The organism is Alteromonas sp. R7, from assembly GCF_055755235.1.
This window is the reverse complement of record NZ_JBVTQX010000007.1, coordinates 35,782-61,434: the sequence shown is the minus strand read 5'-3', so window position 1 is coordinate 61,434 and position 25,653 is coordinate 35,782. Positions and strand designations below refer to the sequence as shown.

The following is a 25,653-nucleotide window of genomic DNA, read 5'->3' as shown; positions in this document are numbered from 1 at the left end:
AATGGATGGATATGTAGCAGAATCTCCTAATCCTGAAACATATGTAGAGCAGCGAGCATATGCTAGCGGTAACACCTATGCAGACAGATTTCTTTCGATAAAGCAGCAGTCAAGCTTTTCAAGAGGCGATGATATTCATACAAAGCACAGAGTATATGTGTTTGTCGTAAATCAAACCGAAGATCTTGAACAGCCAGCACAACCTCAAGAAGCGTTATCAATTAGCGAGATTCAAAAACATATCGAGTCCGTTCTGAACTTTAACTCAACTCAAGCTGCTAAAATGGTAGGCGTGTCCAGAGCCACTTATTACAATCATAGGAACGAGTCTCAACCAAGCGAAGGTATTGTTCGCCTATATAATTCAGCATTTGAAACCGTGAATAGAATTAGTGCATCGTATCCGGACGCACTAAAATCAATCAAACGAGTCCTTGTAAATGGCAAAACTTTATTGTCTTGGATGACAACAAACAAAGTAGACAATGAGGAGCTAGTCGAGCTAGCAAAGGTCGTGCACGAAAAGGTGCAAGGTCAAACTCACCCCGAACCAAAAGCTATATCGAGAGAAACTCAAGATAAGCGAAAATTGATGAATTCGCGTTACGCGTAGCCAAAAGTCGTTTGAGGAAGTATGGACACAACGATGTCGACTGGTTTTTATGAGAACGGGATTACTCAAGGCTGTGTTATTCCATTACGTATTTTTGATGCTACTCAAAAGCAAGCGGTTTTAGATGCATTACCTAGAAAGAAACATCGCGCCAAAATAAGCATTGTCAAAGATGCGAACTTCGCGGTAATTTTAACCCAAGAGTGCGACCTCAATGCACCTCCACAGCGCCAGCCGACAATTGAATTAGCGATAGCGAAGCCTGCGAAGAAAAATGAACGTCTAATCCTTGCTAAAAACCTTCATAAAATCCATGTACTTCATGATGATATCGGCTATATCGAGTTAGAATCAGACCTAATTGTTCAGTTGGAGAAAACTGAGTTTCAACAGACTATAGTTGACGCTCGGGACAGTATCATAAGTAGCAATAATAACTTCAAGAATCTTATTATTAAGTGGCGATTACTTTCGTATGCAAGGGAGCCATTTCCTCATGAAGTTAATCAGCTAGTTAAAACTGCTATAAACGATAATGAAGTTACGAGACTTCATGACCTTCTGACTGGCAACACGGCAATAGACAAGCTAGTGGCGTATGTTTTTCCTGAGAATGAAGACGCCGAACACTATTATCTTGCTCTATCGCTACTATTGTATGAAGTAGATGACGACGCTAAAGAAGACATCGCCAGTGAATTTTATAGCATTTTAGAAGACCTTCACGGTAAAAGCGATAGGGTCACGCTCCTCAGCGTCGCAGATAACCTGATAGACGCACCAGAAGAGGTTGTGGAGGCTGATATTTATCCAGAACCTGCGTTCAGGCCATCAGATATTCAGCTAAGTGACTTCTTTAAATACCGAGAGTATAACGTCGAATACTTATGCTACTCTGATGATAGTGGCGAGAGAATTGACGAAGAAGATTAGTTGTACAGGTGATTTGTACTAACCAGTTCTTTTTTGTTATTTACACAACAGAATCGAACTCGTTACAGGTATGAACTGAGAGTACAAGCCTCTTGCCGCCCGGAGACTTTGCACAAGCACCTCGTGGTTGTCCATTTGCGTTGACGGCAACCTGCTTTTTCTTCCAATCCACTTGTCGGTCACCACGCCAATGTGCACATAAAGCACATTTCCTCCCTCCCTTTCGGTGAACATACTGCGTGGCAGATTGAGGTTGAGAGCTCTGGGTTTTGAGTTCTTTATTGCCTGTAGATGTAGGTTTTTTATTAGACCTACTCGAAGCTCTACCAGAGGGCTTTCCTCCATCAGTTAATAGCATTGCTATCAGAGCGACTCCCACAGCAGCCGTTATAGCTGCACCTTTTCCTACTGTTTTTACAACCCCACTAGCAATCTCAAACTTACGCTTTCGGGCAGCATTTCCAGTTTCAATGTTTAATTTATCTGCTAGTTGATCAAACTGAGGTACAGAGATTTTGAACGCCTGCGCAACTTTGGCAATAATATTGTATTCCGCCCTATCAAGAGTACCATCAGCGGATGCGACCTTGATCAAACATCTTAGAAGCGTAAAGCGTTGCTCTTTAGTTTGAAATACTTCAAGTAATCTCATGACTTCATGAAACTTTATCTGACCCTTCACTACATCTCTCATAGCACAAACATAACTGTCCAATTGAGAACGTGTTGAAATCACACCAAGACCTTCAATTATTTTGGGAATCTCTGACTTTTCCTCATCCTGAATGGTCCCATCTGCTTTGGCAATACTCCAAGTTAGTGCTGCTAGCACATAGCAGAGAAGATCTTTTTGACTACTAATGCCGGGATGTCTCTGAATTAATGCTTCGAATATCGTATTTTTCACTTAATTACCTCAGCACCATGTGATGACCACCGGGTCTGGTATATTTGTTCTAATCCTTTACAGTACAACTACACTGGAAAAGTATCCAATGCAGGCAAAGGATTGAACCAGAATGAGTAGCGACCTAAATATTACAAACTCTATCTTTAAAGGTTTTAACGATAAGAATGGACTTATGATTTGCGACTACGAGCATGGCCACTCCATCTCCGATCAAGAGCGTAATAAAAATACCACTGGTCCATTCCACAATACAGAGCTTGAATGTACATTTGCGAATCAAACTCCTAGATTTGGCGAGGTCGCTAAAACATGGCCGTACCAGAAAACTATCAAAAAGTGGTTTAGTAGTTGGGTGGGTCCTCTTGATGAAAACGGGTTAGGAGGGACGTTAGAAAAGTCGATTATATTGACTAACTGGGCAAATACCCAAGGCCATAAAATGGGTATAGAAACGAAAATCTCTTCAAAACTTCTTTCTGATGAGCAGGTCGACAACTTTTTGCTCCATATTGATTCATTTAGACCTCGGGTACTATTGTTAATGGGCTCTCAATTAATTCATTGCCTTAATAATCAGAAAGTTATTTCAAGGTTCGAGGCTATCGTTGGCAAGAGAGTTGTGTTGCAAAAAGCATACAGCAAGATATTGATGAGGAGTGGAATTGCTTATAGCGTGTTAATGAATTCTACTCTGTACTTGAAGGTTCCTGTAATAGTCTAATGTTCATCTATTGAAAAACTAGAACGTTATTTCCAAGGGCAACGAGAGTTAATATAGCGTTTTGGCAATACAGTACTGTATTGCCAAAAGAAAGCATTGTCCTGCTTCACAAATGTAAAAAAGCTTTCCAGCCTTCCATCTAATACATTGCAAAAATAACGATCTAGCTTATTAGGTTTCAGCAAATTGCTTCTAATAGATTATTCAAAGGAGCAATCATTACTGTGTAAATCAGTCAAACAAGCGTAGACACTGCGCGCATAGACGCTGACCCTTGTGTACACCCCAGGTCTATTGGGTAGTGCGCAGCCCTCTCCCCAGCTAACAATTCCTGTTTGAATACTTTTACCGTCATTTGTGGTAAGAATATGGGGGCCACCACTATCACCTTGACAGGAATCTTTCCCGCCTGGGATGAAGCCCGTACATAGCATGTCTGCCTTGATAGCCCCACTGTAAAAGGATGTGCGATTGCATGTTGCACTATCTATTAAGGGAACATTATCGATAAATTGTAAAATACGACTAGCGTTTCCTCCCATAGAGGTTGCCCCCCAGCCAGAAATAGTAAACTGACTGTTACTTTGTATTAAGTTAGGATCATCATTCAGAACTATATGACTTATATACTTGTGTCTCTTCAATGGGCGCTCAAGCTTTAACAAAGCGATGTCTTTTCCATCTGTGGCATTTTTATAATCTTTTGCTATGTGTATAGAGCTCACGTTGACCTTGTCAGCCGGTCTATCGATGTCTACAGCTCCCGCCAGTACGTGAATATCTATTGGGTTCGCGTCATCCACACAGTGGGCTGCAGTTAAGACCCATTGTTGTTCTTCATCGATTATTGAACCGCCGCAAAAATGAGCATAGTAGGGGTCAGCAATCCATGAAAGGCTTAATGACACTTGCCATGGGAATTGGTTTAAGTTGGCGTCCTTTCCACCAACAATTTTTTCACCATTTTTTAATTGCCAATTCTTAATAGCCTCTTTCATCTTATCAGAGCCTTCAAAGTTGCCAACGTCAAGATTAGCTGCATCAGTTTGATAACTCGATAACAAAAAGGCTGAAAAAAGGATGTGTTGAATCAGCTTGTAATTAATTTTCATATTAGTCCCTATTTAATTTAATAGTTTGTATCCGAATATACGAGCTTTCATAGAGTCTTCCTCAACTGTGGGAGACTCTAATATCGATGTGATTCTCTTCGAATCTATGTTTAGTTGACTTAAAACTAATCTGGCGTGAATAGACTTTTCTGCAAGTTCATCAGGAGAAGTTTCTAAGGCTCTACCTGAAGAAATGCTCACCCAAGTTATTCTATACCCGTCAGATTTAACTTTATTAACGTCATTCTCTAACTTTTCCCTATTAATAAGACCTGGAAAGTTGTCTGGGTTATCTAGTATGTCTAATTCGAGAATCGGCGTACCGATTGATAATTCATCAACATAGTTATTGTCGGGAAAAGGGATGAATGAACTCCTATTACCAAACAAGTCATGATGATCTGTGTGTGTTGACCCCATTAACCAAAGCTGTTCTTTTTTTATAATTGGCTTGAGATTATCAACAGCAAATGTCGTATTTGGTTTAGCAAGTTTTGATGGGCTATGTTTGTGACTAGGCTTATCTCTCAAGTAGGCCTCAGATGTGAATACTGTTTTATCTACACTAGCTATTAAAGAAGCCATTTCGCAAAGTTCATTATTATCTCCACTTCTGTCTGCGTGACATGTAATAGGAGATCTATCATTTCTAGCAGTAAGTAAGCGTGGGAAAGCTATCGGCGAACCAGACTGAACAGCTTTGACATAAGCATTTTTTGAAGTGTCATGATTTAAAACCCAAGCTTTATCGACTTCCAAAGGAGATAACCGTGAAAAGGAAGTCGGAGAGCGCAAAGACTTTGCATCTTTTAGCCATCGCTTTGCAGCGTCCAAGTATGGACTTAGAGGATTCATTTTGACAAACAACCTTACAGCGTCGACGGAATTTGAATGCAATGCACCCGTCCATTTTTCCCTTTGCAATTTCCGTGTTTTATCTGTGGGGTTTAGATAGAGAGTAAGTAAGGTCCAGTCAAAAGTTGTGGGTTGTTGTTTATCCTCAGTCTCAAGTAGCACCATTGCAGAAGTCTGCTTGTGCACATCCTCAAATCGCAAATCTTCATGTGTGATGTGTTGAGCTAGGTGTTTGGTGTAGAAGCTGGGTTCATCTTGAAGTGAGCGAGTTAAAGCAGCCTGGCCAGGTCTCGATGCAAAACCAGCAATTAAATTTATTTGAAGGTCCACACTATTACTTGAATTATAAGGACCCTTTTGAGTAATTGTGGAGTTTCTTCGACCATCTTGTTGGATGATTCCAGGAAAAGAGCGACAAGCGTCTACTAGCATTAGTATTGCAGCAGGTTTTCTTTGTGAAATAGAAAGCGCGACTGATTCAAGAAGTAGAGCATCTAAAGGTACTCTAGATTCAGGAATTGGGCTATTCATATCGGCGGGAACAAAGAAATTGTAGCCGGAATGAGAAAATCCGTGCCCTGAAAAGTATAAAAGAACTAAATCACCTTCTTTGATTTTACTTCTGAAGGGGCTAATTCCTAAATCCTCAATATCCAAGATGTTTGTGAAATCACTGTCTGAATATATGTCAACTTTAAAACCCAGTCCTTCAAGAGATGATTTCATTCTTTCGCCATCCACTTGCGATGAAGGAAGTGGAGTAAAATTAACGTAATTGGACTGGGTTACAATTAGAGCTAGTTTATTAGGATGAGTCATTTCCATGTAGTCTGATGCGGTGGCATGTAAAGGAAATATCAATAGATAAAACACCAGTACTATTTTCATAACAAGTTCCCTCTACTAACTATAGACTTTTGCAATTTTCGAAAGCAGTTTTGCTCTCAATGAATTTAAAATTCGGGGGGAGTTGATCTAGACCATTTTGTATGAGGACCTTTTCTAATTTCATACTTTCAATATGAGCCAGATTGAATTTGGTCCTAATAGATAGTCTGTTTGCGTCAGGATCGGCAGAAGTAGCTTTTTTGCATTCCTCAAAAACTGCGGCTTCTGTTTCATAGACTTTCGCTCTAGCCTCATCGACTGCTATATTTGAATCAAGAGCTTCTGTTTTGGCGGTCGCTAGTGCTCGTTCCTTTTTACTTGGTACAAGAGTTTCCTGAACTTTTCGTTTTAATTCCTCCTCATTATCAGAAATATAGCTTGCGATAAACTGTAGAAATTTATTGGGGTCGCCCACTTCTCTGAGCTCAATATTTAGATTAACTGGCTGAAAGGGTGTACCAGCAGAAGCCTGAGGAAGTTTTTCAGGAGCTTTGGCGAGTGTAACCCAGCTAGAAATAGGAGTTGTATCTAATGCTGGGGTAAAATCATCAAAACTTCGAATAATCATATTTTTATCTGGTATAAATTTAAATAATGGGACGTGTATCGTACTCATCGCGGCCGAGCCGTCTAATGCAGTAACATCTATTTTAATAGACAAGTCTATTTTTTCTGCATTGCGAAATTTTTTGCTATTGTGAATAGTTCTTGGGTAATAAATTGATTTAAGCAGAGGAATTGCGGCAATTTTGTCGTTAGAAACATTTAATTCTATTTCTGCGAAAAAGCGTGGTGAACCAGTCTTCGCGGGGTATTTAATCCCCTTGGGAGATTTGAGTGCTTGAAGGAGCGGACTGCCAGACACTGTACACATCTTAGTGCTCTTTAATGGCTCGGCATCACACCACTTTTCTGGATCGGAATCTGAAATGGCAACAATAACACAGCCAGGTGTATTATAACTCGCTGATTTTACGTTTTTTATTGAGAATAAATATGCTGGAACTGATCCTTTTGTTGAGAGCCCTTCGATGTCTTTTTTAGCTGCTTCTTTTATGGCGCTGGTTGCTTTGTCAAAGACAAAATCGACGGTCCCTAACAAGAGGTCATCTAAAAATTTGGTCAACTTTTGGTATTCAATGCTTCTTTTACTTCCAGCTTTCTCAATCAGCTCAGCTTCAGTTGAAGGACAACGTTTAGCTAACCATGCATTAACCCGTTCACCCTCAATGTTAGCTAATGAACCTGATGAAGCGCAGCTGGTTATTAAAAGCGCAAATACCACACAAATATAGTTTTTCATAATCCTCATCCCTGAATATTATTACGCGAACATTTATTTTTCTTAGCGGCGCTAGAATGTACCGAAAGTGATGGCTGTTTGTTTTTTGACCAACTTTGTAACAATAGCACATAGTTGGTAATAATCAATGGAACCATATTCCAACTTTTTGTATAGCCATATGTGAACTTATTAAGCGCAAAACTTAACCATGGGCGGTTAAATATTGAACAGTTTCTTGTTTTGTACTAATATCCATATGTCAGTTACATAACATTTATTTTATTACCTTTTAACTTATTGAAATTTGAAAAGAAGATATGAAGTACTTTTCCAGTAAGCAGGTCATAGCAATTACAGGCACTACTCAAACAAGACTTTCTTACTGGGTGAGAGAAGGAGTCATAGTGCCAGCGGAAGTATCAGGCACCGGAAGAGGAAAACCTAAGCTTTACGGTTTTAAAGAGTTGGTAAATATTAGGGTTGTAAATGAATTAGTAGAAGCTGGTGTTAGCGTGCGTAAAATAAAAGAAGCTATTTTTCACTTACGCATGCTATTACCGCAGGCTATTGAATCGTCGTTAGCCTCAAAAAGAGTTTTTACCGACGGAAAAAAGATCTACATAGCTAATGAGAATGGTACTTTAGAGGAAGCATTCGCCACTAGGCAGTTAGCATTTCATTTTGAACTTTCTAAGTGCATTAAATATATCAAAGACAATATAGAGGACTTCAACTACCCTCAGCGGTACGAAAGGGATGTTGATAAAATTGTTGGTTAAATGGGTAGTATCTGTTTCAAAGGAATTCGAGATGCGTGCTAGTAAGCAAATACCACTGCAATACATTGCACTGGTAGCAATACTTGGTTTTTACTCAACGTATTTAATAAATAATGAGATATTTAGTGCACAATTGGCTATTACTCTTACATTGCTGTTAAATTTAATGTTGATATATGTCGAAAAATTAAACAAGATAAAAGAAAAAGTAAGAGCACTACTCGCGAGCTTCGTGATTGGAGTTTTTTTCGGGGTTTTGCTTCTTTAAAAGTATAATGAGTGACCGAGCGAAGATTATTTCATGGAAAGATACAATTACCAGAAAAACAAAGTCGAGAAGTATGTCAATTTGGTTTTTTCTCGAGATGCGTTACTAAAAGCCTCTCCCAGTATTATAAGGAAAAAACGTAGCCCGTTAGCTAGGGCTATAGCAAACCGAAATCTCAGTGCAATTACAAAAGCTGCATGTGACAGGATTCGCGGGTCATTACCACCAGAAAAGCTTAAACAGTTTTGCTCCTTGCTCTGCGAGTTCAGGCGAAAACTAAAAGACAAGGACAGTAAGGGTAGCAAGCGGGAAGTTGTTGCATGGATGGTATCTGGACTCATAGGTTTGGTTGATGCAGCATCTGGTCTTATGATAAGTTTCTTATGGATAATAAGAAAAAACCTGTTTGAATTTCTGTGTGGGTGTAAACTTGATGGAATTTGTGAATCGCTAGCGAAATAGTTTTTTACTAGCACTTATTGCTACGGTCTATTTCACGCAGATAAAGCTTAAGGCATTCAATCGAAATTGCTATGCTCATTTTGCTTAATGCCTTTCTAATTATTTTTGTTTATTTCAATGATCTCTTTTTTACCCTATGTCCTTATTAAATAGAGCTTTACTGCTACTCAAATACATCCCCGCTTCTTATACTCTTCTGCCCATTCCTTGAAGCGTTTTTCGTCGCGCTCTGCGGTCTTTGCGCGTCTATGTAAGGTTTTCTTAGACAATGCTTTTGGTTCTTCTTTATCAAAAGTAACTCCAGATAATGCATCTGCAAACATCTCGGGTTTTACATGACTGTAATGCTGCTCGATCATTTCTGTACTGGTTCCACATTGACGCGTAATTACGTCTATGCTGGTTCTGTTGAGAAGCTGCCACGTAATGTAAGTATGTCGGAGAGAGTATAGGGTTCGAGGTCCTCTGGGTGACTCTTTTAATCCCGAACTTTGAAGTGCTTTCTCAAATGCTTTACCTAGTTGCTTTGTGGGTTCACCATTTGCTAGTAAGAAAAGCTTTTGATTGGGTGTGCGCAATGGAAAGCGTTTTCGTAGATTCGTTAGGGCTCCTATCACATCACGTTTGCAAACTACTTTACGTGGTCCCGTATATTTTGTTGTCTTACCCTTGGAGACATTGATAAAAAACTGAGCCTTTGAACCTTGAGTTTTAATTTCAATATCTTTCCAAGTTAGGTGTTCCATCTCCGTGCCTGGTCTAATGCCAGTATTAACTGCTATTTCACAGTAATCGTAAAGTAACTCACGAATTTGACGGGTCTTTTCACTATGAGCGTTTTGCTCACCTTCATATATTTGGTTGAGGATAACGTCATATTCCTCTTCAGAAAAAGCCGCACGACGTGTGCCTGTTCCACCTTTCGAGGAAAGAACAGGTACTTGAGCGGCGATCATCCATTTTTGCTCAATAGCTTCTTTAAAAACGAGCTGAAGAGCAGCATTGTGAGTTAATAATGTAGAGGAGGCTGGAGACTTCTTCATTCGCCCCTTACGCCACTCATCAAACTTAGATATTTCTTCTTGGTCAATTGAGGTGATAAACGTACGCGAAAAGTAGGGGATGTGGTAGTTTTCTAACGCTCGAATATAGTCTTTATAGGTGCGTTTACCGCCCCCGTGTTCTAGTTGCTCTTCAAGCATTTCGATGACGCGGTCAGCTACGTCTTTGAATCGCTTACTTTGGACTAGTGTGTTATTTTCGTGTCTAATTTGGTGGTCTAAGAAGATTCGATGTGCCATAGCGATAGCTTCATCTTTATCTTTCTTCTTAGTTGATTTACAGAGCCATTTTTTGTGATTGGTTAGTATAAATCGCGCATACCAGCGTTCACTGTTATCTTGTTTAAAGATATACAGCTCATCGTTTATGTCGTGTCTTTCAGTCTGTTTGCCATTGCGCCAGTAAAACAGAAAAGAAATTTTTTGCAAAGAATTTGCAAAGAAATTAAAAGTTATTTTTTTCAATGCTTTAGAGTGGAAGTTTGCATTGAAAATCCGTGTGTCCCTGGTTCGATCCCGGGTCGAGGCACCATTATTCAGAAAGCCCTGCATGAAAATGCGGGGCTTTTTTGTTTCCGCTTTATGTCTTTCTAGCGCTAATCGCAGACCTAGTCCAACAGGCGCTAAGACATCTGTAGCAAACTTAAAAACTCTTGAAGCGAAGACACATGGAATTGTGCCTTGGGTGACTTTTTAACGCCTGGTCGAAGTATCTGAACCGTTTTCATACCTAAACTATTACCCGCACTAATTTCTGACTCCTCACTGTCTCCAACAACCCATACCTCACTCGGAGCTGTATTATATTTTTTGGCTATGATGTCGAAGTAGAATGCTTTGCCTTTTCTAGGCGGGTTACCTGGGTCATCGTAGTAAATGTCTTCAAAAGCACCTTCAACGCCCAATTGGCTAATTTTCGAATGTTGAAATTTTTGGAATCCAGAAGTTACAAGTAGCTTCACCCCTTCAAACGCATTAACTAAATGAGTGTCTTCATAGCCTTCAATAGGGTGCGCAATACTCAACTGCGAAAAGTAAGCATAACTCGCAGATTTTGAATGCTCAGAGAACTCATATTTTTCAACAATATAGTCCAAAGGTTTACGCCAAAAATCCAGACGCATTTCTTGTCTCATAGAGGGAGTTAAATCGTTACTCTTATCTGACTCGATGACATCGAATAGAGGTAGCAATATGTCTTCACCTACACTATTGCCCGGAGCTAAGCAGTTGTCGAAATCAAAAATAATTAATGGCATGTATGGATAAATTACTAGGGAGTGGTGTGCACCATAGTCGCACATGAATGTTTCGATTTCAGAAAGAGCAACCTGCATAGTCGCGTACTTGTCGCATAGTGGAATTACGCCAAATACTCTGAAAACAAGCTTGATAAGAACTAGTTTGCGCTTTTTAGGCGCAGTTAAAGCCAAAAAACGCTTTTTTAATAAAAAACTTATGCATGTTCTTGCCTACTTTTCAAAATGGGTACTACGCTTACTTCATATGTAAAAACGCAGCGAAATATAACGTTGTTACTTTTAAAAGAGGTAACGCGCCATTGCTCTGTGTTTTAAAGAGATAGTTTTTGGCTTAACACCTGTGATTTTAAGCGGAGTGAGAAACTTCGAACTGTTAATAATGATAGGAAGCTAGCTGCTTCGTTCAACTGCCTTGGTCTGAAAGAAGCAACCGGCAGTTGAATGTTCAGGGTGAATCTAAGCCGCGCGTAATTCTCAAGGAGAGTTTTTTGTCAGCTAACAACACATCTTCAAATCAGCAGAGCGCAGTAAACACCATATTTGCTATTTCAGGTATTGGAGTTATCGCTTCGTGGGTGCTCTACTTTTCAGTATCGGCGTTAGCCGCTCTCGCTGTGCTAACTGGCGCAGTGGTGATTTGTGCCCTTGTTCACTCAAAAAATAACAGAGAAAGCGACGAGATATACCCGACAGAGAATAGTGCTGCGGATATGGCGACAAGCAGAAATGCTGATATTGAAAAAGCCAGTGAGGGGTTAAGTGTTTCACTTGGCACTTGTGACGCCAATTTATCGGACATCAAATCAACGCAGGATGACGCAGTAGAAACTTTGTCTCACGCCTTTAGCAGTTTGAAATCACTAGTTTCTCAACAAATTGAGTGTATTGAAGATCTGCTAAGTGTGGACGAAGCGCATACGCAGTCTTACTCCGACCGAATGCGCAATTTCGCCCGCGAAACCGATGGAACACTAACGCAATTCATTGATTCTACAGAACAGATGTCGTCGTCGACAAAGCACCTAATGGAGCAAGTGCAAACCATTCAACAGGCCATGCCTACGGTAATTGAAGCACTGAGTGGTATTGATGACATCGCTGCACAAACTAATTTACTTGCTTTGAATGCGGCTATAGAGGCGGCGCGAGCAGGTGAGGCTGGTCGTGGCTTCGCTGTTGTTGCTGATGAAGTCAGGGCGCTCTCAACTCGCTCCACTCAGTTTAGTGATGTGATTAAAACCCAGGTCGAGAACATAAGAAGTCTGGTAGATAAGCTCACAGACACCGCTGAATTTGTAGCGTCGCAGGATATTTCTCAGGTGGTTAATGCTAAATCACATATCAGTGAGCAGTTGTCTGAGATTATCAAGAAAGCAGAGGCTGACCTTGTAACCACAAAACAGATTGAAGACATTGGCTCTCAGCTTGACGAGTCGATAAATGCGGCCATTCGGGGTATGCAGTTTGGCGATATCAACGGCCAACACATTCAGTATACCCAAGATATGATCAAGTTCATTTTAGAGCAGTTGGCGACGTTAGATGTCAACAATATCGAGCGTTTCGTCGGTGCATTAAACGAGTACCAAAAAGGACTCGCTGCGAAAGGGAAAAATGACCACAACCCTGTGTCTGCAACATCTATGGACGCTGGGGAAGTCGAATTGTTCTAGCTAAGCAAGGAACAGGAAGCACAGTCAGTAATGACCTACTTTGGAGAAGTGAGCATATGAGCAAACACATTCTAGTTGTTGACGATTCAGTATCCATTCGTCAGATGGTAGAAATGACCCTAAAAGGTGCGGGCTATACCGTTACGACAGCCCAAGACGGGCAAGATGCGTTAGATAAATGCAAAAGTCAGCAATTTAATTTTGTTTTAACCGATCAGAATATGCCAAGAATGGATGGCCTTACGCTTATAAAAAATTTGCGCGGTTTGGGGACTTACAGCAGAACGCCTGTTGTTATGCTTACTACAGAAGCAGGCGACGATATGAAAGCAAAAGGTAAAGCCGCTGGCGCCACAGGCTGGATGGTAAAGCCTTTTGATCCAAACAAGCTTCTTGATGTAACGAAGCGCGTGCTGGGCTAAATCGCCCACCCACTCCTAAAATCTGGAAGGATTCGGAATGAGCATCGATATAGAACAGTTTCATGGCGTGTTTTTCGACGAGAGCGATGAACATCTCGACGATATGGAACAGCTATTGATGAGTTTAGATGTTGAATCCCCTGATCCTGAAGAGCTAAATAGTATTTTTCGCGCTGCCCACTCGATTAAAGGTGGCAGCGGTATTTTCGGTTTTGATGCGTTGATGAATTTAACGCATGTGATGGAAAACTTGTTAGATAAAGCCCGCAACAATGAGCTTAGTGTTACCGCTGACATTGTAAATGTGCTTTTAGAAACTCTCGATGTTTTAAAAGACACGCTTAACGCCTACCGCGATGAGACCCCCGTACCAGAAGACAGTATTGCCGAGCGCATTAAAATTCTAAATGGCGTAATCAACGGTCAATCTACAGACCTAGCCCCAGGCGATGGTGACGATGCTTCAGAAGTAAGCGTGAATGCGCAAAACGAAAGCGCTCAGGACGACAGCTTTGGTTTCTTTGACGATGAGCCTAATAGTGCTATTGAAGCCGCTGACGACAGTTTTGGTTTTTTCGACAACGAGCCAGTTAACGAAGCGCTCTCTCACGGCGACAACACTAAAAGTGAGAATAATGACGATGACGGCTTTGGCTTCTTCGATGATGAAATATCGAAGAATACAGTCGACGCACAAACTGAAACGACTAATGCCGAAACAGCTGAAGTAGAGCAGGGTTTCGGTTTTTTCGAAGACGCACCGTCAGCTACCAATATCAATACTTCCCTAGAAATTGCGAGTAGTAATAACGCGCAAAGCGCCAGTACTCAATTAAATACAGCAACAACATCTAACAATGATAAAGCGCCAACAAGTGGCGTTGCTCCCACGACAACACAAGCCAAAACGCCACCAAAACCGCCAGCGAAAAAGAGCACCGCCCGTGAATCGGCCTCTATTCGTGTAGACACCACTAAAATTGATGCCATGGTTAACTTAGTCGGAGAGCTGGTTATCACCCAGTCAATGCTGTCTATGATAGGGCAAGACGTTGAAGGGCAAGTTGGCGAGCGGCTGCAGCTAGCCATTGATGAGTTGCAGCGAAACACTCGGGAAATTCAAGAATCAGTGATGTCTATGCGCATGCTCCCGCTAACCGCAACCTTTAATCGTTTTCCGCGTTTAGTAAGAGATTTGGCTGGTAAGTTAGGTAAGCAGGTAGAACTGGTACTCCAGGGAGGCAGCACGGAAATTGATAAAAGTTTAATTGAAAAGATTGTCGACCCCCTTACCCATCTCGTTCGCAACAGCATCGATCACGGCATAGAAATGCCCGACAAACGCGTCGCTGCTGGCAAGCCAGAAAAAGGCACAGTTATTCTAAGTGCCGAGCAGAAAGGCGGTAGCATTATTATCAGCATTATTGATGATGGCGGTGGTCTTCACCGCGACAAAATTCTCGATAAAGCGCGAAGTAACGGGCTCACCGTATCTGATGACATGCCTGATTCAGAAGTATGGCAACTTATATTCCAACCTGGGTTTTCAACTGCCGAAGCCATTACCGATGTATCGGGAAGAGGGGTAGGTATGGATGTGGTGCGCCGCAATATCGAATCGATAGGCGGTCGTATCGATATCGAGTCTAGCGCCGGTGAAGGTTCAGCGTTTTTCATTCACCTGCCGCTTACGCTAGCCATAGTTGATGGCATGTGTGTGTCGGTGGGTAAGCAAATCTTCGTGATCCCACTTTTAAATATTATTGAATCCTTCCAGCCTACTAAGCAGCAGCTGAAAACCTTGGGCAACGACACCGTTCTCTATATACGAGACCAATACTGGCCTTTGGTGCCCCTCTACGACTTCATGGAAGTAGAGGATGCCGCGCTTTCTCCCACAGAAGGCATTGTGGTGTTGCTTGAAAGCAGTAAAAAACGCTTTGGTGTTTTGGTTGATGCGCTCGTCGGTCAGCAGCAGGTGGTGATTAAAAGCTTAGAAGAGCATTACCGTAAGGTGGCTGGAATAGCGGGGGCAACCATTATGGGCGACGGAAAAGTCGCACTTATTATCGATGCAGACTCCATTGCTACAACGTATACCTCCAGTCAAATAGAGGAGTTACTTTCATGAGTGAAACTGCCTTGCATCAAGCGGTTACCGGCGGACAGGACAAAGAATATTTAAGTTTTGTGCTTGGCGATGAGCATTACGCCTTGGACATCACCACAGTAAAAGAAATTAGAGGGTACGAACAAGTCACTAAGATTGCGAATGCGCCAGCCTTCATAAAAGGCGTGATTAATTTGCGTGGTGACATCGTTCCTATCGTGGACTTGCGCATTAAGTTTAACGTAGGCGAGGCCACATATAACGACTTCACAATAGTGATAATGCTGAACATTCAAGAGCGTATTGTTGGCATCGTGGTAGATGGTGTATCCGATGTTATTCGCTTGTCTGAAGAACAAGTACTTCCGCCACCAGAGTTTGGCGTAGCTTTTGACAGCAGGTATCTACACGGTTTAGCTGATGTAGATGAAAACATGGTCATTCTGGTGAACATAGAAAGCTTAATAACCAGCGAAGAGCTGGGTTTAGTCGCACCTGAGAGCGTAAAAGACGACGCGTAGTTACAAGGTCCTTCACTAAACGGAAACACCTGACATTGGGAAATATTAGTTATGGGCGTATTTAATTTTCTGAACGGCGAAGAGTTAAAAATAGCGAAGCACGACTCGCTATTGAAGTCGAATATCCTAAAGGCCAGTGCCTCAAACTTGTTGGTCATCGACAAGTCGGGAGTTATTCACTACCACACTCCCGCATTCCTGCGAATGACAAGGGCCTACTCTAAGGACTTTACTGTCAACGATGGTGAGTCTTCACTATCAGGAAAGCACATAGACGACATTGCGAATGGGGCAAGCGCTTCAGAAAACCTGTCCTATTTACTTACCCATACTTCCGGCGATAAGCACCTCGTCTCTCTTGCTGAGCATGGCTTTTGTGTAAGTGCATCTACAATAACGATAGACGAGAATGGCACTCAGCTTTATGTCACCGAGTGGCAGGACAACACTGAAAATAAACGCAACAAAGGTATGGTCGATGCCATTATGCGAAGCCAGGCGGTGATATCGTTTACGACAGATGGCGAAATCTTGTCGGCCAACGATAACTTTTTATCCGCAATGGGTTATAGCGAAAGTGAGGTGGTGGGAAAGCACCATCGCATTTTTGTCGACAGTGATTACGCTCAAAGCGATGAATATCAGCAGTTTTGGAAAAAACTAAAAAGCGGCGACGTACACAGCGGTGAGTTTTGCAGAATAAACAAGCAAGGCGAAGAGGTGTGGATCCAAGCGACCTACAATCCAGTATTTGATGACAGCGGTGACGTAGATTACATCATCAAGTTTGCCTCTGATATTACAGCGCAAAAACAAAGAAATGCCGATTACGAAGGGCAGATTACGGCCATTAATAAATCACAGGCCGTTATTGAGTTCGATCTAGAAGGTAATATTCTTAACGCCAACGAAAACTTCCTCGCCGCAATGGGTTACAGCCTGTCTGAAATTAAAGGGCAGCATCACAGCATGTTTGTTGACCCAAGCTATAAGTTAAGCGCTGAATATGCTGCTTTTTGGCAAAGCTTAAAAGCCGGAGAGCACAGTGAGGGTGAATATAAACGCATTGCAAAAGGTGGCAGGGAAATATGGATCCGCGCATCGTACAACCCCATTTTCGACAGCTCGGGTAAGCCATTTAAAGTCGTTAAATTTGCCACCGATGTAACGCAAGACAAGTTAAAAAATGCGTATTTCGAAGGACAAATTAACGCTATCAGTAAATCTCAGGCTGTGATCGAGTTTGATGTCGACGGCACTATCATTACTGCTAACGACAACTTCCTCAACACCATGGGCTACCGACTAGACGAAATCAAAGGTAAACATCACCAACTATTTGTGGATGAAGAAACCAGACAGTCAGAGTCGTACCAGCGTTTTTGGTCTGAACTTAAAGAAGGTAATTTCTTCTCAGGAGAATTTAAGCGCGTAAGCAAAGCAGGAAAAGCCGTTTGGATCCAAGCTTCTTACAACCCTATAGAAGACATGAATGGCAACCCGTTTAGGGTGGTCAAATACGCGACTAACATTACCGAAGAGAAGTTGAAAAACGCCTACTTTGAAGGCCAATTAAATGCCATTAGTAAGTCACAGGCCGTCATTGAGTTTGACCTTGAGGGGGTAATTTTAAACGCAAACAGCAACTTCTTAGCCGCGATGGGATATACCCTAGATGAAGTGAAAGGAAAGCATCACAGTATTTTTGTGGACCCTGCTTTCAAAAACAGTCCTGAATACGCAGCATTCTGGGAGCAATTGCGCCAAGGCGTTTATGCTAGCGGAGAATACAAGCGTTTCAACAAGTCAGGAAAACCAGTTTACATTCAAGCCTCTTACAACCCAATCCTAGACCAAAACGGCACACCGTTTAGAGTCGTGAAATATGCCACGGACGTGACAGGAAGAACCTTAGCGGTAGAAAGTATTAAGTCTATTATGGCAAGTCTGACAGACGGTGATTTACTGAAAACGATAGAAGAGCCATTAGAAGGTGACTTCAAGGTGCTTGGCGAATCTATTAATCACTTTATTGGTGAACTGCGCGACACCATAGTGAAAATTCACACCGCTGTGGAAACCATCGATACGGCTTCAAATGAAATCGCCACCGGCAACGCCGATTTGTCTAGTCGTACCGAACAGCAAGCGTCAAGCTTAGAAGAAACAGCGTCAGCCATGGAAGAGTTAACGGGCACAGTGAAGCTAAATGCAGAGAATGCCGATCAAGCAAAAGGCTTGGCAAGCCAGGCATCAGAAGTAGCGTCAGAGGGCGGAAAGGTCATTGAACAAGTGGTGCATACCATGGGTGAAATTAACGACTCTGCTCAGCGTATATCTGACATCATCGGTGTTATTGATGGCATTGCTTTCCAAACTAACATACTTGCACTGAACGCAGCAGTTGAAGCTGCAAGAGCGGGCGAGCAAGGTCGCGGGTTTGCCGTTGTTGCCTCTGAGGTGAGAACGCTAGCGCAGCGCTCTGCCGAGGCGGCAAAAGACATAAAGGCGCTAATTTCTGCGTCGGTCGATAAAATTGGTGATGGCAACGTGTTGGTGAATAAGTCTGGGGAAACCATGGCCAACATCGTCACTGCAATTAAACGCGTTAACGACATTATGTCTGAAATTGCAGCGGCATCGTCTGAGCAAGCCACCGGAATACAGGAAGTGAGCAATGCGGTGGTTCAAATGGACGAAATGACTCAGCAAAATGCTGCGTTAGTTGAACAAGCAGCAGCGGCTGCAGACAGTATGAGACAGCAATCGGGTGAACTAGCCCAACGGGTGTCTGTGTTCAAAGTGGGAAGTAGTCGCAAGCCCACTCAGAATGCTGACCTTCAGTCGCTAAACGGCAGCAAAGCATTACCTAAAGAGCGTGAAGTGCCCAAGCAGCGAATGAAAGCGCTGAATCCAGCGGCACCAGATGCGTCAGATTGGGAGGCGTTTTAGTGTATGACCGCTCTACAAAGCACGGATGCGCAAAGGGAATTTCCATATAGCCGAAGAGATTTTGAACGGGTTAAAGGCTTGCTGTTTAAACAAGCCGGAATTAACTTAGCTGATTCAAAAGATGCGATGGTATACAGCCGCCTTGCCAGGCGGCTGCGTGCACTAGAGATACACAGCTTTAAAGAGTACTTAGCGTATGTAGGAAGCTGTAAAGATGAAATGGAACACTTCATTAATGCGCTCACTACTAACCTCACGGCATTTTTCAGAGAGCCACATCACTTTGACGCACTCGCCAATTACCTGACAAAGCGACCTCAAACCAAGCGTATTTGGTGTGCCGCAAGCAGCACTGGCGAAGAGCCTTATAGTATTGCAATGACAGTGGCGTCGGTGTTTGGCACCTTTACTCCCAATGTACAAATACTTGCCACTGATATCGACAGTAAAGTACTGCAAAAGGCTCGGGAAGGAGTGTATGCCCAAAACAGTATCAGCCAGCTGTCTTACGATTATAAAACGCAATTTTTCTATAGGGGAAAAGGCGCACAAACCGGAAGAGTAAGAGTAGTGGATGAGCTGAGAAAAATGGTGCAGTTCGAACCACTAAATTTGATGTCGCCAAACTGGTGTGTAGATTCGCCAGTGGACGTGATTTTTTGCCGTAACGTCATGATTTATTTCGATCGACCCACGCAGCGCAAAATTTTAGCGCGAATGGTTAAAATGATGTGCAATGACGGGATGTATGTCGCAGGGCACTCTGAGAACTTCACGATGTATCCTGAACTGGTCGCTCCCATGGGGAAAACCATTTATCGGCCAGTCGTTTAAAAGGAATTTGCAGTATGAGTCAGGACGAAAATCCCATTCGATACTTTGATAACCGCCTTCAAAAAGAAGCCGTTAAACTTTTGCCGGGTCAGTATTATGCCACTGCTTCAGACAAAGCGCTGGTAACCATTCTTGGTTCTTGCGTAGCAGCGTGTATTTTCGATCAAGAAAAGAAGATTGGCGGTATGAATCACTTTATGTTGCCGGACCTCAACTTCACCACCAATCTCGACGCCTGCCTAGCCACAAAGTACGGTGTACACGCCATGAACATGTTAATCGATCAGCTTGTACACCTTGGCGCACGGCGAAATAAGTTGATGGCTAAAGCATTCGGAGGAGGAAAGGTGCTTCCTGGGTTTGTGCAGCAAGACATTGGACGAGTAAACGCTGAATTTGTCTTGGAGTATTTGGATGACGCGAACATACCGTTAATAAGTAGTGATTTAATGTCCACTTATGCTCGCAAAATTTATTACTTTCCTGCCGACGGTAATGTTTATATGAAGCGTATTCGCGAGTTTAACAATGCTACCCTCTACGAGCGCGAATCTACCCACCGGGTTCTACTTTCTGAACAAGCTAAGACGGGTGTAATTTCATTTTCGGAACAGTCACATGCCTATAAAAGTCCTCGTAGTTGATGACTCTGCGTTAATCCGCCAAATTCTTTCAGAAATAGTAACCCGTGATCCAGGTTTAACGCTTGTGGGTGCCGCGCCGGATGCTTATGCGGCGAAGCGAATGGTGCAAGAGTTCAGGCCAGACGTTATTACTCTGGACATTGAAATGCCGAAGGTAGACGGGTTACGTTTTTTAGAAGTAATGATGAAGGCGATGCCGACCCCAGTTGTGATGATATCTACGCTGACTGAAAGAGGTGCCGACGCAACACTGCGTGCGCTCGAACTAGGCGCTGTGGATTTTATGGCAAAGCCAAAGCTCGGCGTAGCGCAAGGTATGGCTGAATACGCGGCGGTTATTGTTGAAAAGATAAAAGCAGCAGCGCATTCGAGGTTAGGCCAACCAACGCAAACACGCTGCACAAAACATGCTTCTATGCGCTACACAGGAACCGAAAAGTTAATTGGTATAGGCGCATCAACTGGGGGAACTGAAGCAATAAAAGACGTTATTATGCATTTTCCCCGCAATGCACCGGCCACCATTATTTCCCAACACATGCCTCTAGGGTTCACAACCACCTACGCCAAGCGGCTCGATAGCCTTTGTGAAATAACCGTGAGAGAAGCGCACGGAGGGGAGCGTTTATTGCCTGGATTTGCGTACTTGGCACCAGGTAATAAACATTTAAAAGTAGAGCGTAGCGGCGCTGACTATCGTTTAACCCTTGATGATGGCCCCAAGGTATCGGGACACAAGCCCTCCGTTGATGTGATGTTTGACTCGCTGGCTGAGCATGCTGGCGCAAACGCGGTGGGTGTGCTGCTTACAGGCATGGGACGGGATGGAGCAAAAGGCCTTAAAAGTATGCACACAAAAGGCTCTGTTACGTTTTGTCAGGATGAAAAAACCTGCGTTGTTTACGGTATGCCTAAAGTGGCTGTAGAAATGAAAGCCGCGAGTTTTATCAAGCCGTTAGAAGATATCTCAGATGCAATTCTAGATACGCTTGAAGCATTGGGCGCGGGCTCGCGCCTTTAATCTTAATGCAATGCCCACAGTGCTGAACTATTGAAGCTTTTTAGTCTAGCGCAATGCTGATGATTGGGTGTCACAAATGTCACCAAAGTAATAAGTTAACAAAAATATTCAAAAGTATAATTGTTGAAGCTGGAAACTTGACCATAATTTGATTGTGTTTTGTACATCCGTTAACGCGGTAGTAACAATTGAGGTGGGATTGTGGTCGCCATTGCAGCAAATTATCTGGATAACTTTTTCTCTAATAAGAGCAACGCGTTTATTATCGCGTTTCTTATGATGTTGGCGAGTTGGAGTCTGGCTTTCACCTCGATAGCGCACTTGGGGCTTGCTATCAGCTCTGTTTGCGTTTTATTTTTGCTTTTCGTACTTCTTAAAGTGACAGGGGGTAATCAGGACTCTGCAGCCAATAGCACAAGCAGGCCATCACAAGATTTTTCATATTCAAACACAAACTCGTTAGCCAATGACTCTATGGGTGTTGCTGTATCTGAAGCAAGCAGCATATTGACGATCACCTCATCAAACCTGGCCGACATATTCTCAACACAAAATGACGCGGTTGCTACATTAAGCGACTCGTTTATTTCGCTACAAACCCTTCTAGGCCAACAAGAAACTAGCATCAATAGTCTGCTGACAGATGATGACGACAGCGACTGTGCCTATGCCGATAAAATGCGGACATTTGCTTCTGATACTGACATCACACTAACGCAATTCATCGCCTCAACAACTGAAATGACCGAGTCTACAAGGGCGTTAGAAACCCAAGTACAAACCATTCAGCAGGCCATGCCTACTGTCATTGAGGCGTTAAGTGGTATTGATGATATTTCTTCTCAGACCAATCTTTTGGCGTTAAACGCTGCCATTGAAGCAGCGCGAGCAGGTGAAGCTGGACGCGGTTTTGCAGTTGTTGCCGATGAGGTCCGTGCGCTATCTACCCGCTCTACACAGTTTAGCGACGTTATAAAAACGCAAATAGAAAACATCAAATCGCTCATCGATAAACTAACGGAAACTGCAGAAGTGGTTGCTTCTCAGGACATTTCTCACGTGGTCAACGCGAAAGACGCCATTAGCGAGCAGCTAAAAGGCATTATCAAAAAAGCCGAAGCCGACATACAGGGCGCAAGTGAGCTTGAAGCTATTCGCCAACAACTTGCAGACTCAACTGCTGCCGCTATTCGCGGCTTACAATTTGGCGATATAAACGGTCAAAACCTTACCTACACCCGCGAGATTATTGATTTCATTGTGTTGCAGCTTTCAGAACTAAGCCCTGAGTCTGCGACAAAAGTGAAAGACAACCTAGCTAACTACCAGATTTCGTTGACGGAAAAAGGGCAAGCAGATCACAACCCTGTTTCGTCAACGTCAATGGACGCAGGTGACGTAGAACTTTTTTAACAGCAAAAATAAATAGTTACACAACGATGTGTGATTAACCCTGACATTTTTATAGGTGATTGAGTTATGAGTAAAAGCATACTGATTGTGGACGACTCTGTGTCCATCCGCCAGATGGTAGAAATGACCCTTAAGTCAGCGAACTACAACGTTACTACTGCACAAGACGGCCAAGATGCGTTGGACAAATGCCAAGGCGCGCGTTTCGACTTCGTGCTTACCGATCAAAACATGCCTCGCATGGACGGATTAACGCTTATCAAATCGCTCAGAGGTTTAGCGAACTTCAAGTCGACGCCAATTGTCATGTTGACCACTGAAGCCGGTGATGACATGAAAGCAAAAGGCAAAGCCGCGGGAGCAACCGGATGGATGGTGAAACCTTTCGACCCCAATAAGCTACTTGATGTGATGAAGCGCGTTCTAGGTTAACAGAGTCGGTTTGAATAGGGTAAATGGGAGTCAGTCATGACCATTGATGTAAACCAATTTCACGGTGTGTTTTTTGACGAGAGTGATGAGCATCTCCAAGATATGGAGCAGTTGCTCATGGCCTTGGATGTGGATGCGCCCGACCCCGAAGAGCTGAACAGTATCTTTAGAGCGGCGCACTCTATCAAAGGCGGCAGTGGGATTTTCGGGTTCGATGCACTAATGAATCTGACTCACGTAATGGAGAATTTACTCGACAAAGCCCGAAACCAGGAAATTCAGGTTACGGCAGACATCGTCGACATATTTTTGCAAACCCTTGATGTATTGAAAGACACCTTATCGGCATATAAAGAACAAACAGATCTTCCCCAAGAACAAATTGATGCAAGCATAAAAGTCCTTGAAGATACCCTCGCAAGTGCGTCAGGACAAATGCCACAAAACGCAGAAGAAACATGTGATCAAACTGCTCAAGGTGAAGCTAATACAGACAACGAGATTGATGAAGACGAGACTGAATCTCAAGAAACCAATTTAGAAAGTTCTCAAAGTCAAAATATCTCAGATGGCATTGAAGGCTTCGGACTTTTCGAAGATGAAGCAGCATCAGAAGAGACGCAGGCTAAAGGTGAAGCGAATACCAAGGTCGGCATAGCTGATGAGGGCTTTGGCTTTTTCGAACCCGACACCCTTCCTGTAAAAACAGACGCTACTGAATCTTCTTCGCAACAAGTTACACCAAAACAACCTATTGTGAAGCCCGTTAAAACCAAGCCAAAAGCAGCGACGAAAGAGGCAGCATCAATTCGTGTCGATACCACCAAAATCGATGCGATGGTTAATCTGGTCGGCGAACTCGTGATTACTCAATCCATGCTTTCAAACGTGGGGCAGGAAGTTGAAGGGCAAGTCGGAGAGCGCCTACAGCTTGCTATAGACGAGTTGCAGCGCAATACCCGTGAAATTCAAGAATCAGTCATGTCTATGCGCATGTTGCCGGTAAACATGACGTTTAATCGCTTCCCTCGTGTGGTACGTGATTTGTCTTCGAAGCTAGGCAAAAAAGTGGATTTGGTGATTCAAGGTGGTAACACCGAAATAGATAAGAGCCTAATCGAAAAACTGGTCGACCCGCTTACGCATTTAGTAAGGAACAGTATCGATCACGGTATAGAAAGTCCTGAAAAACGCCTTGAAGCAGGCAAAGCCGAAAACGGCACAGTTATCTTAAGTGCAGAGCAGAAAGGTAGCAGTATCATCATTGGTATTATCGACGATGGAGCCGGTTTAAACAAAGCTCGCATTGTAGAGAAAGCCACACAAAACGGTCTTACGGTTACGCCAGATATGCCAGACAGTGAAATTTGGCAGCTTATATTTCAAGCGGGCTTTTCGACTGCTGCAGAAGTTACTGATGTGTCGGGCAGAGGTGTAGGCATGGATGTGGTTCGCAGAAACATCGAGTCTATTGGCGGGCGTATTGAAATTGAATCATCGCAGGGTGAGGGCTCTGCGTTTTATATCCACTTACCACTCACGCTCGCTATCGTAGACGGCATGTGTGTATCGGTTGGCGATCAAATTTTCGTTATCCCACTACTTAACGTTATCGAATCATTTCAACCCACATCATCTCAAGTGAAAACCCTTGGCAATGACAAAGTACTGTGGATTAGAGACCAGTACTGGCCGCTGGTGTCACTTACTCAACTTATGCAGGTAGACGACGGCATCACTGAGCCAACCAAAGGCATCGTCGTGCTACTAGAAAGCAGTAAGAAGCGCTATGGCGTGCTGGTGGATTCGCTTGTGGGTCAACAACAAGTCGTAATTAAGAGCCTTGAGCAACATTACAAAAAAGTAGCAGGGATCGCAGGTGCAACCATTATGGGGGATGGCAAGGTAGCCATGATTTTGGATGCAGACTCGGTGGCTACTAACTGTACAAATGTTCCAAATGAAGAGGTTTCACTATGAGCGAAGCAGCCTTACAACAAGCCGTTAGCGCATCGAAAGAGAACGAATTCTTAAGTTTTGTCTTGGGCGAGGAGCACTATGCCCTTGATATCACAACCGTGAAGGAAATTCGTGGTTACGAACAGGTTACCAAAATTGCCAATGCGCCAAACTTCATTAAAGGCGTGATAAACCTTCGTGGCGACATTGTACCTATCGTCGACTTACGCATTAAGTTCAACGTAGGTGAAGCCACTTATAACGATTTTACTATCGTCATTATGCTTAACGTTCACGAGCGGATCGTTGGCATTGTGGTAGACGGCGTGTCTGACGTCATTCGCCTTTCCGAAGAAGACATGCTGCCGCCACCAGAGTTCGGTGTGGCGTTCGATAGCAAGTACCTTCACGGACTGGCCGATGTCGATGAGCACATGGTTATTTTAGTCAATATTGAAAGCTTAATTACAAGTAACGAATTGGGTTTAGTTGAAACAAAAGCACAAGTGGTTGAGGGCTGAGA

22 protein-coding genes are annotated in these 25,653 nt (G+C 43.1%); 16 read left to right on the top strand and 6 right to left on the bottom strand.

What is annotated here, in order from left to right; genetic code table 11:
- Position 1 precedes the first annotated feature (1 nt).
- The gene (locus AC0J2X_RS12590) at positions 2 to 613 is read left to right on the top strand and encodes a hypothetical protein (RefSeq protein ID WP_278711998.1); all 612 of its coding nucleotides are present in this window, start codon (positions 2 to 4) and stop codon (positions 611 to 613) included.
- A gap of 33 nt (positions 614 to 646) precedes the next feature.
- Positions 647 to 1,546: a hypothetical protein gene (locus tag AC0J2X_RS12585; RefSeq protein ID WP_472996070.1), complete on the top strand. Its 900-nt coding sequence runs from the start codon at positions 647 to 649 to the stop codon at positions 1,544 to 1,546.
- A 40-nt stretch (positions 1,547 to 1,586) separates the two neighbouring features.
- On the opposite strand, the gene AC0J2X_RS12580 is transcribed toward AC0J2X_RS12585, so the two are convergent.
- A complete protein-coding gene (locus tag AC0J2X_RS12580) occupies positions 1,587 to 2,453 on the bottom strand; it encodes a tellurite resistance TerB family protein (protein ID WP_278711996.1) in 867 nt (288 codons plus the stop codon).
- A 112-nt stretch (positions 2,454 to 2,565) separates the two neighbouring features.
- Between AC0J2X_RS12580 and AC0J2X_RS12575 the strand changes: the two genes are divergently transcribed.
- Positions 2,566 to 3,177 carry a hypothetical protein gene (locus tag AC0J2X_RS12575; RefSeq protein WP_278711995.1) on the top strand — a complete coding sequence of 204 codons (612 nt, stop codon included), beginning with the start codon at positions 2,566 to 2,568 and terminating at the stop codon, positions 3,175 to 3,177.
- Between the two features lie 200 nt (positions 3,178 to 3,377).
- On the opposite strand, the gene AC0J2X_RS12570 is transcribed toward AC0J2X_RS12575, so the two are convergent.
- From AC0J2X_RS12570 to AC0J2X_RS12560, 3 genes are read right to left on the bottom strand one after another with little or no spacing between them, the layout of a single operon-like run.
- The gene (locus tag AC0J2X_RS12570) at positions 3,378 to 4,289 is read right to left on the bottom strand and encodes a serine protease (protein ID WP_278711994.1); all 912 of its coding nucleotides are present in this window, start codon (positions 4,287 to 4,289) and stop codon (positions 3,378 to 3,380) included.
- Between the two features lie 12 nt (positions 4,290 to 4,301).
- Positions 4,302 to 6,032, bottom strand: a complete 1,731-nt coding sequence (locus AC0J2X_RS12565; RefSeq protein ID WP_278711993.1) for a caspase family protein — start codon at positions 6,030 to 6,032, stop codon at positions 4,302 to 4,304.
- A 19-nt stretch (positions 6,033 to 6,051) separates the two neighbouring features.
- Complete coding sequence (locus AC0J2X_RS12560; protein WP_278711992.1) at positions 6,052 to 7,335, bottom strand: hypothetical protein; 1,284 nt, start codon at positions 7,333 to 7,335, stop codon at positions 6,052 to 6,054.
- 299 nt (positions 7,336 to 7,634) lie between these two features.
- On the opposite strand from AC0J2X_RS12560, the gene AC0J2X_RS12555 reads away from it, so the two are divergent.
- Positions 7,635 to 8,096, top strand: coding sequence for a helix-turn-helix domain-containing protein (locus tag AC0J2X_RS12555; protein ID WP_278711991.1), 462 nt, complete (start codon positions 7,635 to 7,637; stop codon positions 8,094 to 8,096).
- An 897-nt stretch (positions 8,097 to 8,993) separates the two neighbouring features.
- On the opposite strand, the gene AC0J2X_RS12550 is transcribed toward AC0J2X_RS12555, so the two are convergent.
- Both AC0J2X_RS12550 and AC0J2X_RS12545 read right to left on the bottom strand, forming a co-directional pair.
- Entirely contained in the window at positions 8,994 to 10,439 is a 1,446-nt protein-coding gene (locus AC0J2X_RS12550; RefSeq protein ID WP_278711990.1) for a tyrosine-type recombinase/integrase, read from the bottom strand.
- Between the two features lie 71 nt (positions 10,440 to 10,510).
- The gene (locus tag AC0J2X_RS12545) at positions 10,511 to 11,320 is read right to left on the bottom strand and encodes an HAD family hydrolase (protein WP_472996069.1); all 810 of its coding nucleotides are present in this window, start codon (positions 11,318 to 11,320) and stop codon (positions 10,511 to 10,513) included.
- Between the two features lie 539 nt (positions 11,321 to 11,859).
- On the opposite strand from AC0J2X_RS12545, the gene AC0J2X_RS12540 reads away from it, so the two are divergent.
- The 12 genes from AC0J2X_RS12540 (at position 11,860) to AC0J2X_RS12485 (ending at position 25,651) form a co-directional block, all read left to right on the top strand.
- On the top strand, positions 11,860 to 12,822 hold the full coding sequence (locus AC0J2X_RS12540; protein WP_472996115.1) for a methyl-accepting chemotaxis protein: 963 nt from the start codon (positions 11,860 to 11,862) through the stop codon (positions 12,820 to 12,822).
- Between the two features lie 56 nt (positions 12,823 to 12,878).
- Positions 12,879 to 13,244 (top strand): response regulator, encoded by a 366-nt coding sequence (locus AC0J2X_RS12535; protein ID WP_014947933.1) that lies wholly within the window; start codon positions 12,879 to 12,881, stop codon positions 13,242 to 13,244.
- A 37-nt stretch (positions 13,245 to 13,281) separates the two neighbouring features.
- Positions 13,282 to 15,375 (top strand): chemotaxis protein CheA, encoded by a 2,094-nt coding sequence (locus tag AC0J2X_RS12530; RefSeq protein WP_069943581.1) that lies wholly within the window; start codon positions 13,282 to 13,284, stop codon positions 15,373 to 15,375.
- Positions 15,372 to 15,875 (top strand): chemotaxis protein CheW, encoded by a 504-nt coding sequence (locus tag AC0J2X_RS12525; RefSeq protein ID WP_014947935.1) that lies wholly within the window; start codon positions 15,372 to 15,374, stop codon positions 15,873 to 15,875. Before AC0J2X_RS12530 ends, AC0J2X_RS12525 begins: the two co-directional genes overlap by 4 nt.
- Positions 15,876 to 15,926: 51 nt before the next feature.
- Positions 15,927 to 18,827, top strand: coding sequence for a methyl-accepting chemotaxis protein (locus AC0J2X_RS12520; RefSeq protein ID WP_069943582.1), 2,901 nt, complete (start codon positions 15,927 to 15,929; stop codon positions 18,825 to 18,827).
- A gap of 3 nt (positions 18,828 to 18,830) precedes the next feature.
- Positions 18,831 to 19,661, top strand: coding sequence for a CheR family methyltransferase (locus tag AC0J2X_RS12515; RefSeq protein WP_472996067.1), 831 nt, complete (start codon positions 18,831 to 18,833; stop codon positions 19,659 to 19,661).
- Positions 19,662 to 19,675: 14 nt separating this feature from the next.
- The gene (gene cheD, locus AC0J2X_RS12510) at positions 19,676 to 20,305 is read left to right on the top strand and encodes a chemoreceptor glutamine deamidase CheD (protein ID WP_014947938.1); all 630 of its coding nucleotides are present in this window, start codon (positions 19,676 to 19,678) and stop codon (positions 20,303 to 20,305) included.
- Positions 20,280 to 21,326, top strand: a complete 1,047-nt coding sequence (locus AC0J2X_RS12505; protein ID WP_069943584.1) for a protein-glutamate methylesterase/protein-glutamine glutaminase — start codon at positions 20,280 to 20,282, stop codon at positions 21,324 to 21,326. Before cheD ends, AC0J2X_RS12505 begins: the two co-directional genes overlap by 26 nt.
- Positions 21,327 to 21,527: 201 nt before the next feature.
- Entirely contained in the window at positions 21,528 to 22,739 is a 1,212-nt protein-coding gene (locus AC0J2X_RS12500; protein WP_069943585.1) for a methyl-accepting chemotaxis protein, read from the top strand.
- Between the two features lie 66 nt (positions 22,740 to 22,805).
- Positions 22,806 to 23,171 (top strand): response regulator, encoded by a 366-nt coding sequence (locus AC0J2X_RS12495; protein WP_014947941.1) that lies wholly within the window; start codon positions 22,806 to 22,808, stop codon positions 23,169 to 23,171.
- Positions 23,172 to 23,207: 36 nt separating this feature from the next.
- Positions 23,208 to 25,151, top strand: a complete 1,944-nt coding sequence (locus AC0J2X_RS12490; protein WP_472996066.1) for a chemotaxis protein CheA — start codon at positions 23,208 to 23,210, stop codon at positions 25,149 to 25,151.
- Positions 25,148 to 25,651: a chemotaxis protein CheW gene (locus AC0J2X_RS12485; RefSeq protein WP_014947943.1), complete on the top strand. Its 504-nt coding sequence runs from the start codon at positions 25,148 to 25,150 to the stop codon at positions 25,649 to 25,651. The genes AC0J2X_RS12490 and AC0J2X_RS12485 overlap by 4 nt, the downstream gene beginning before the upstream one ends.
- Positions 25,652 to 25,653 lie beyond the last annotated feature (2 nt).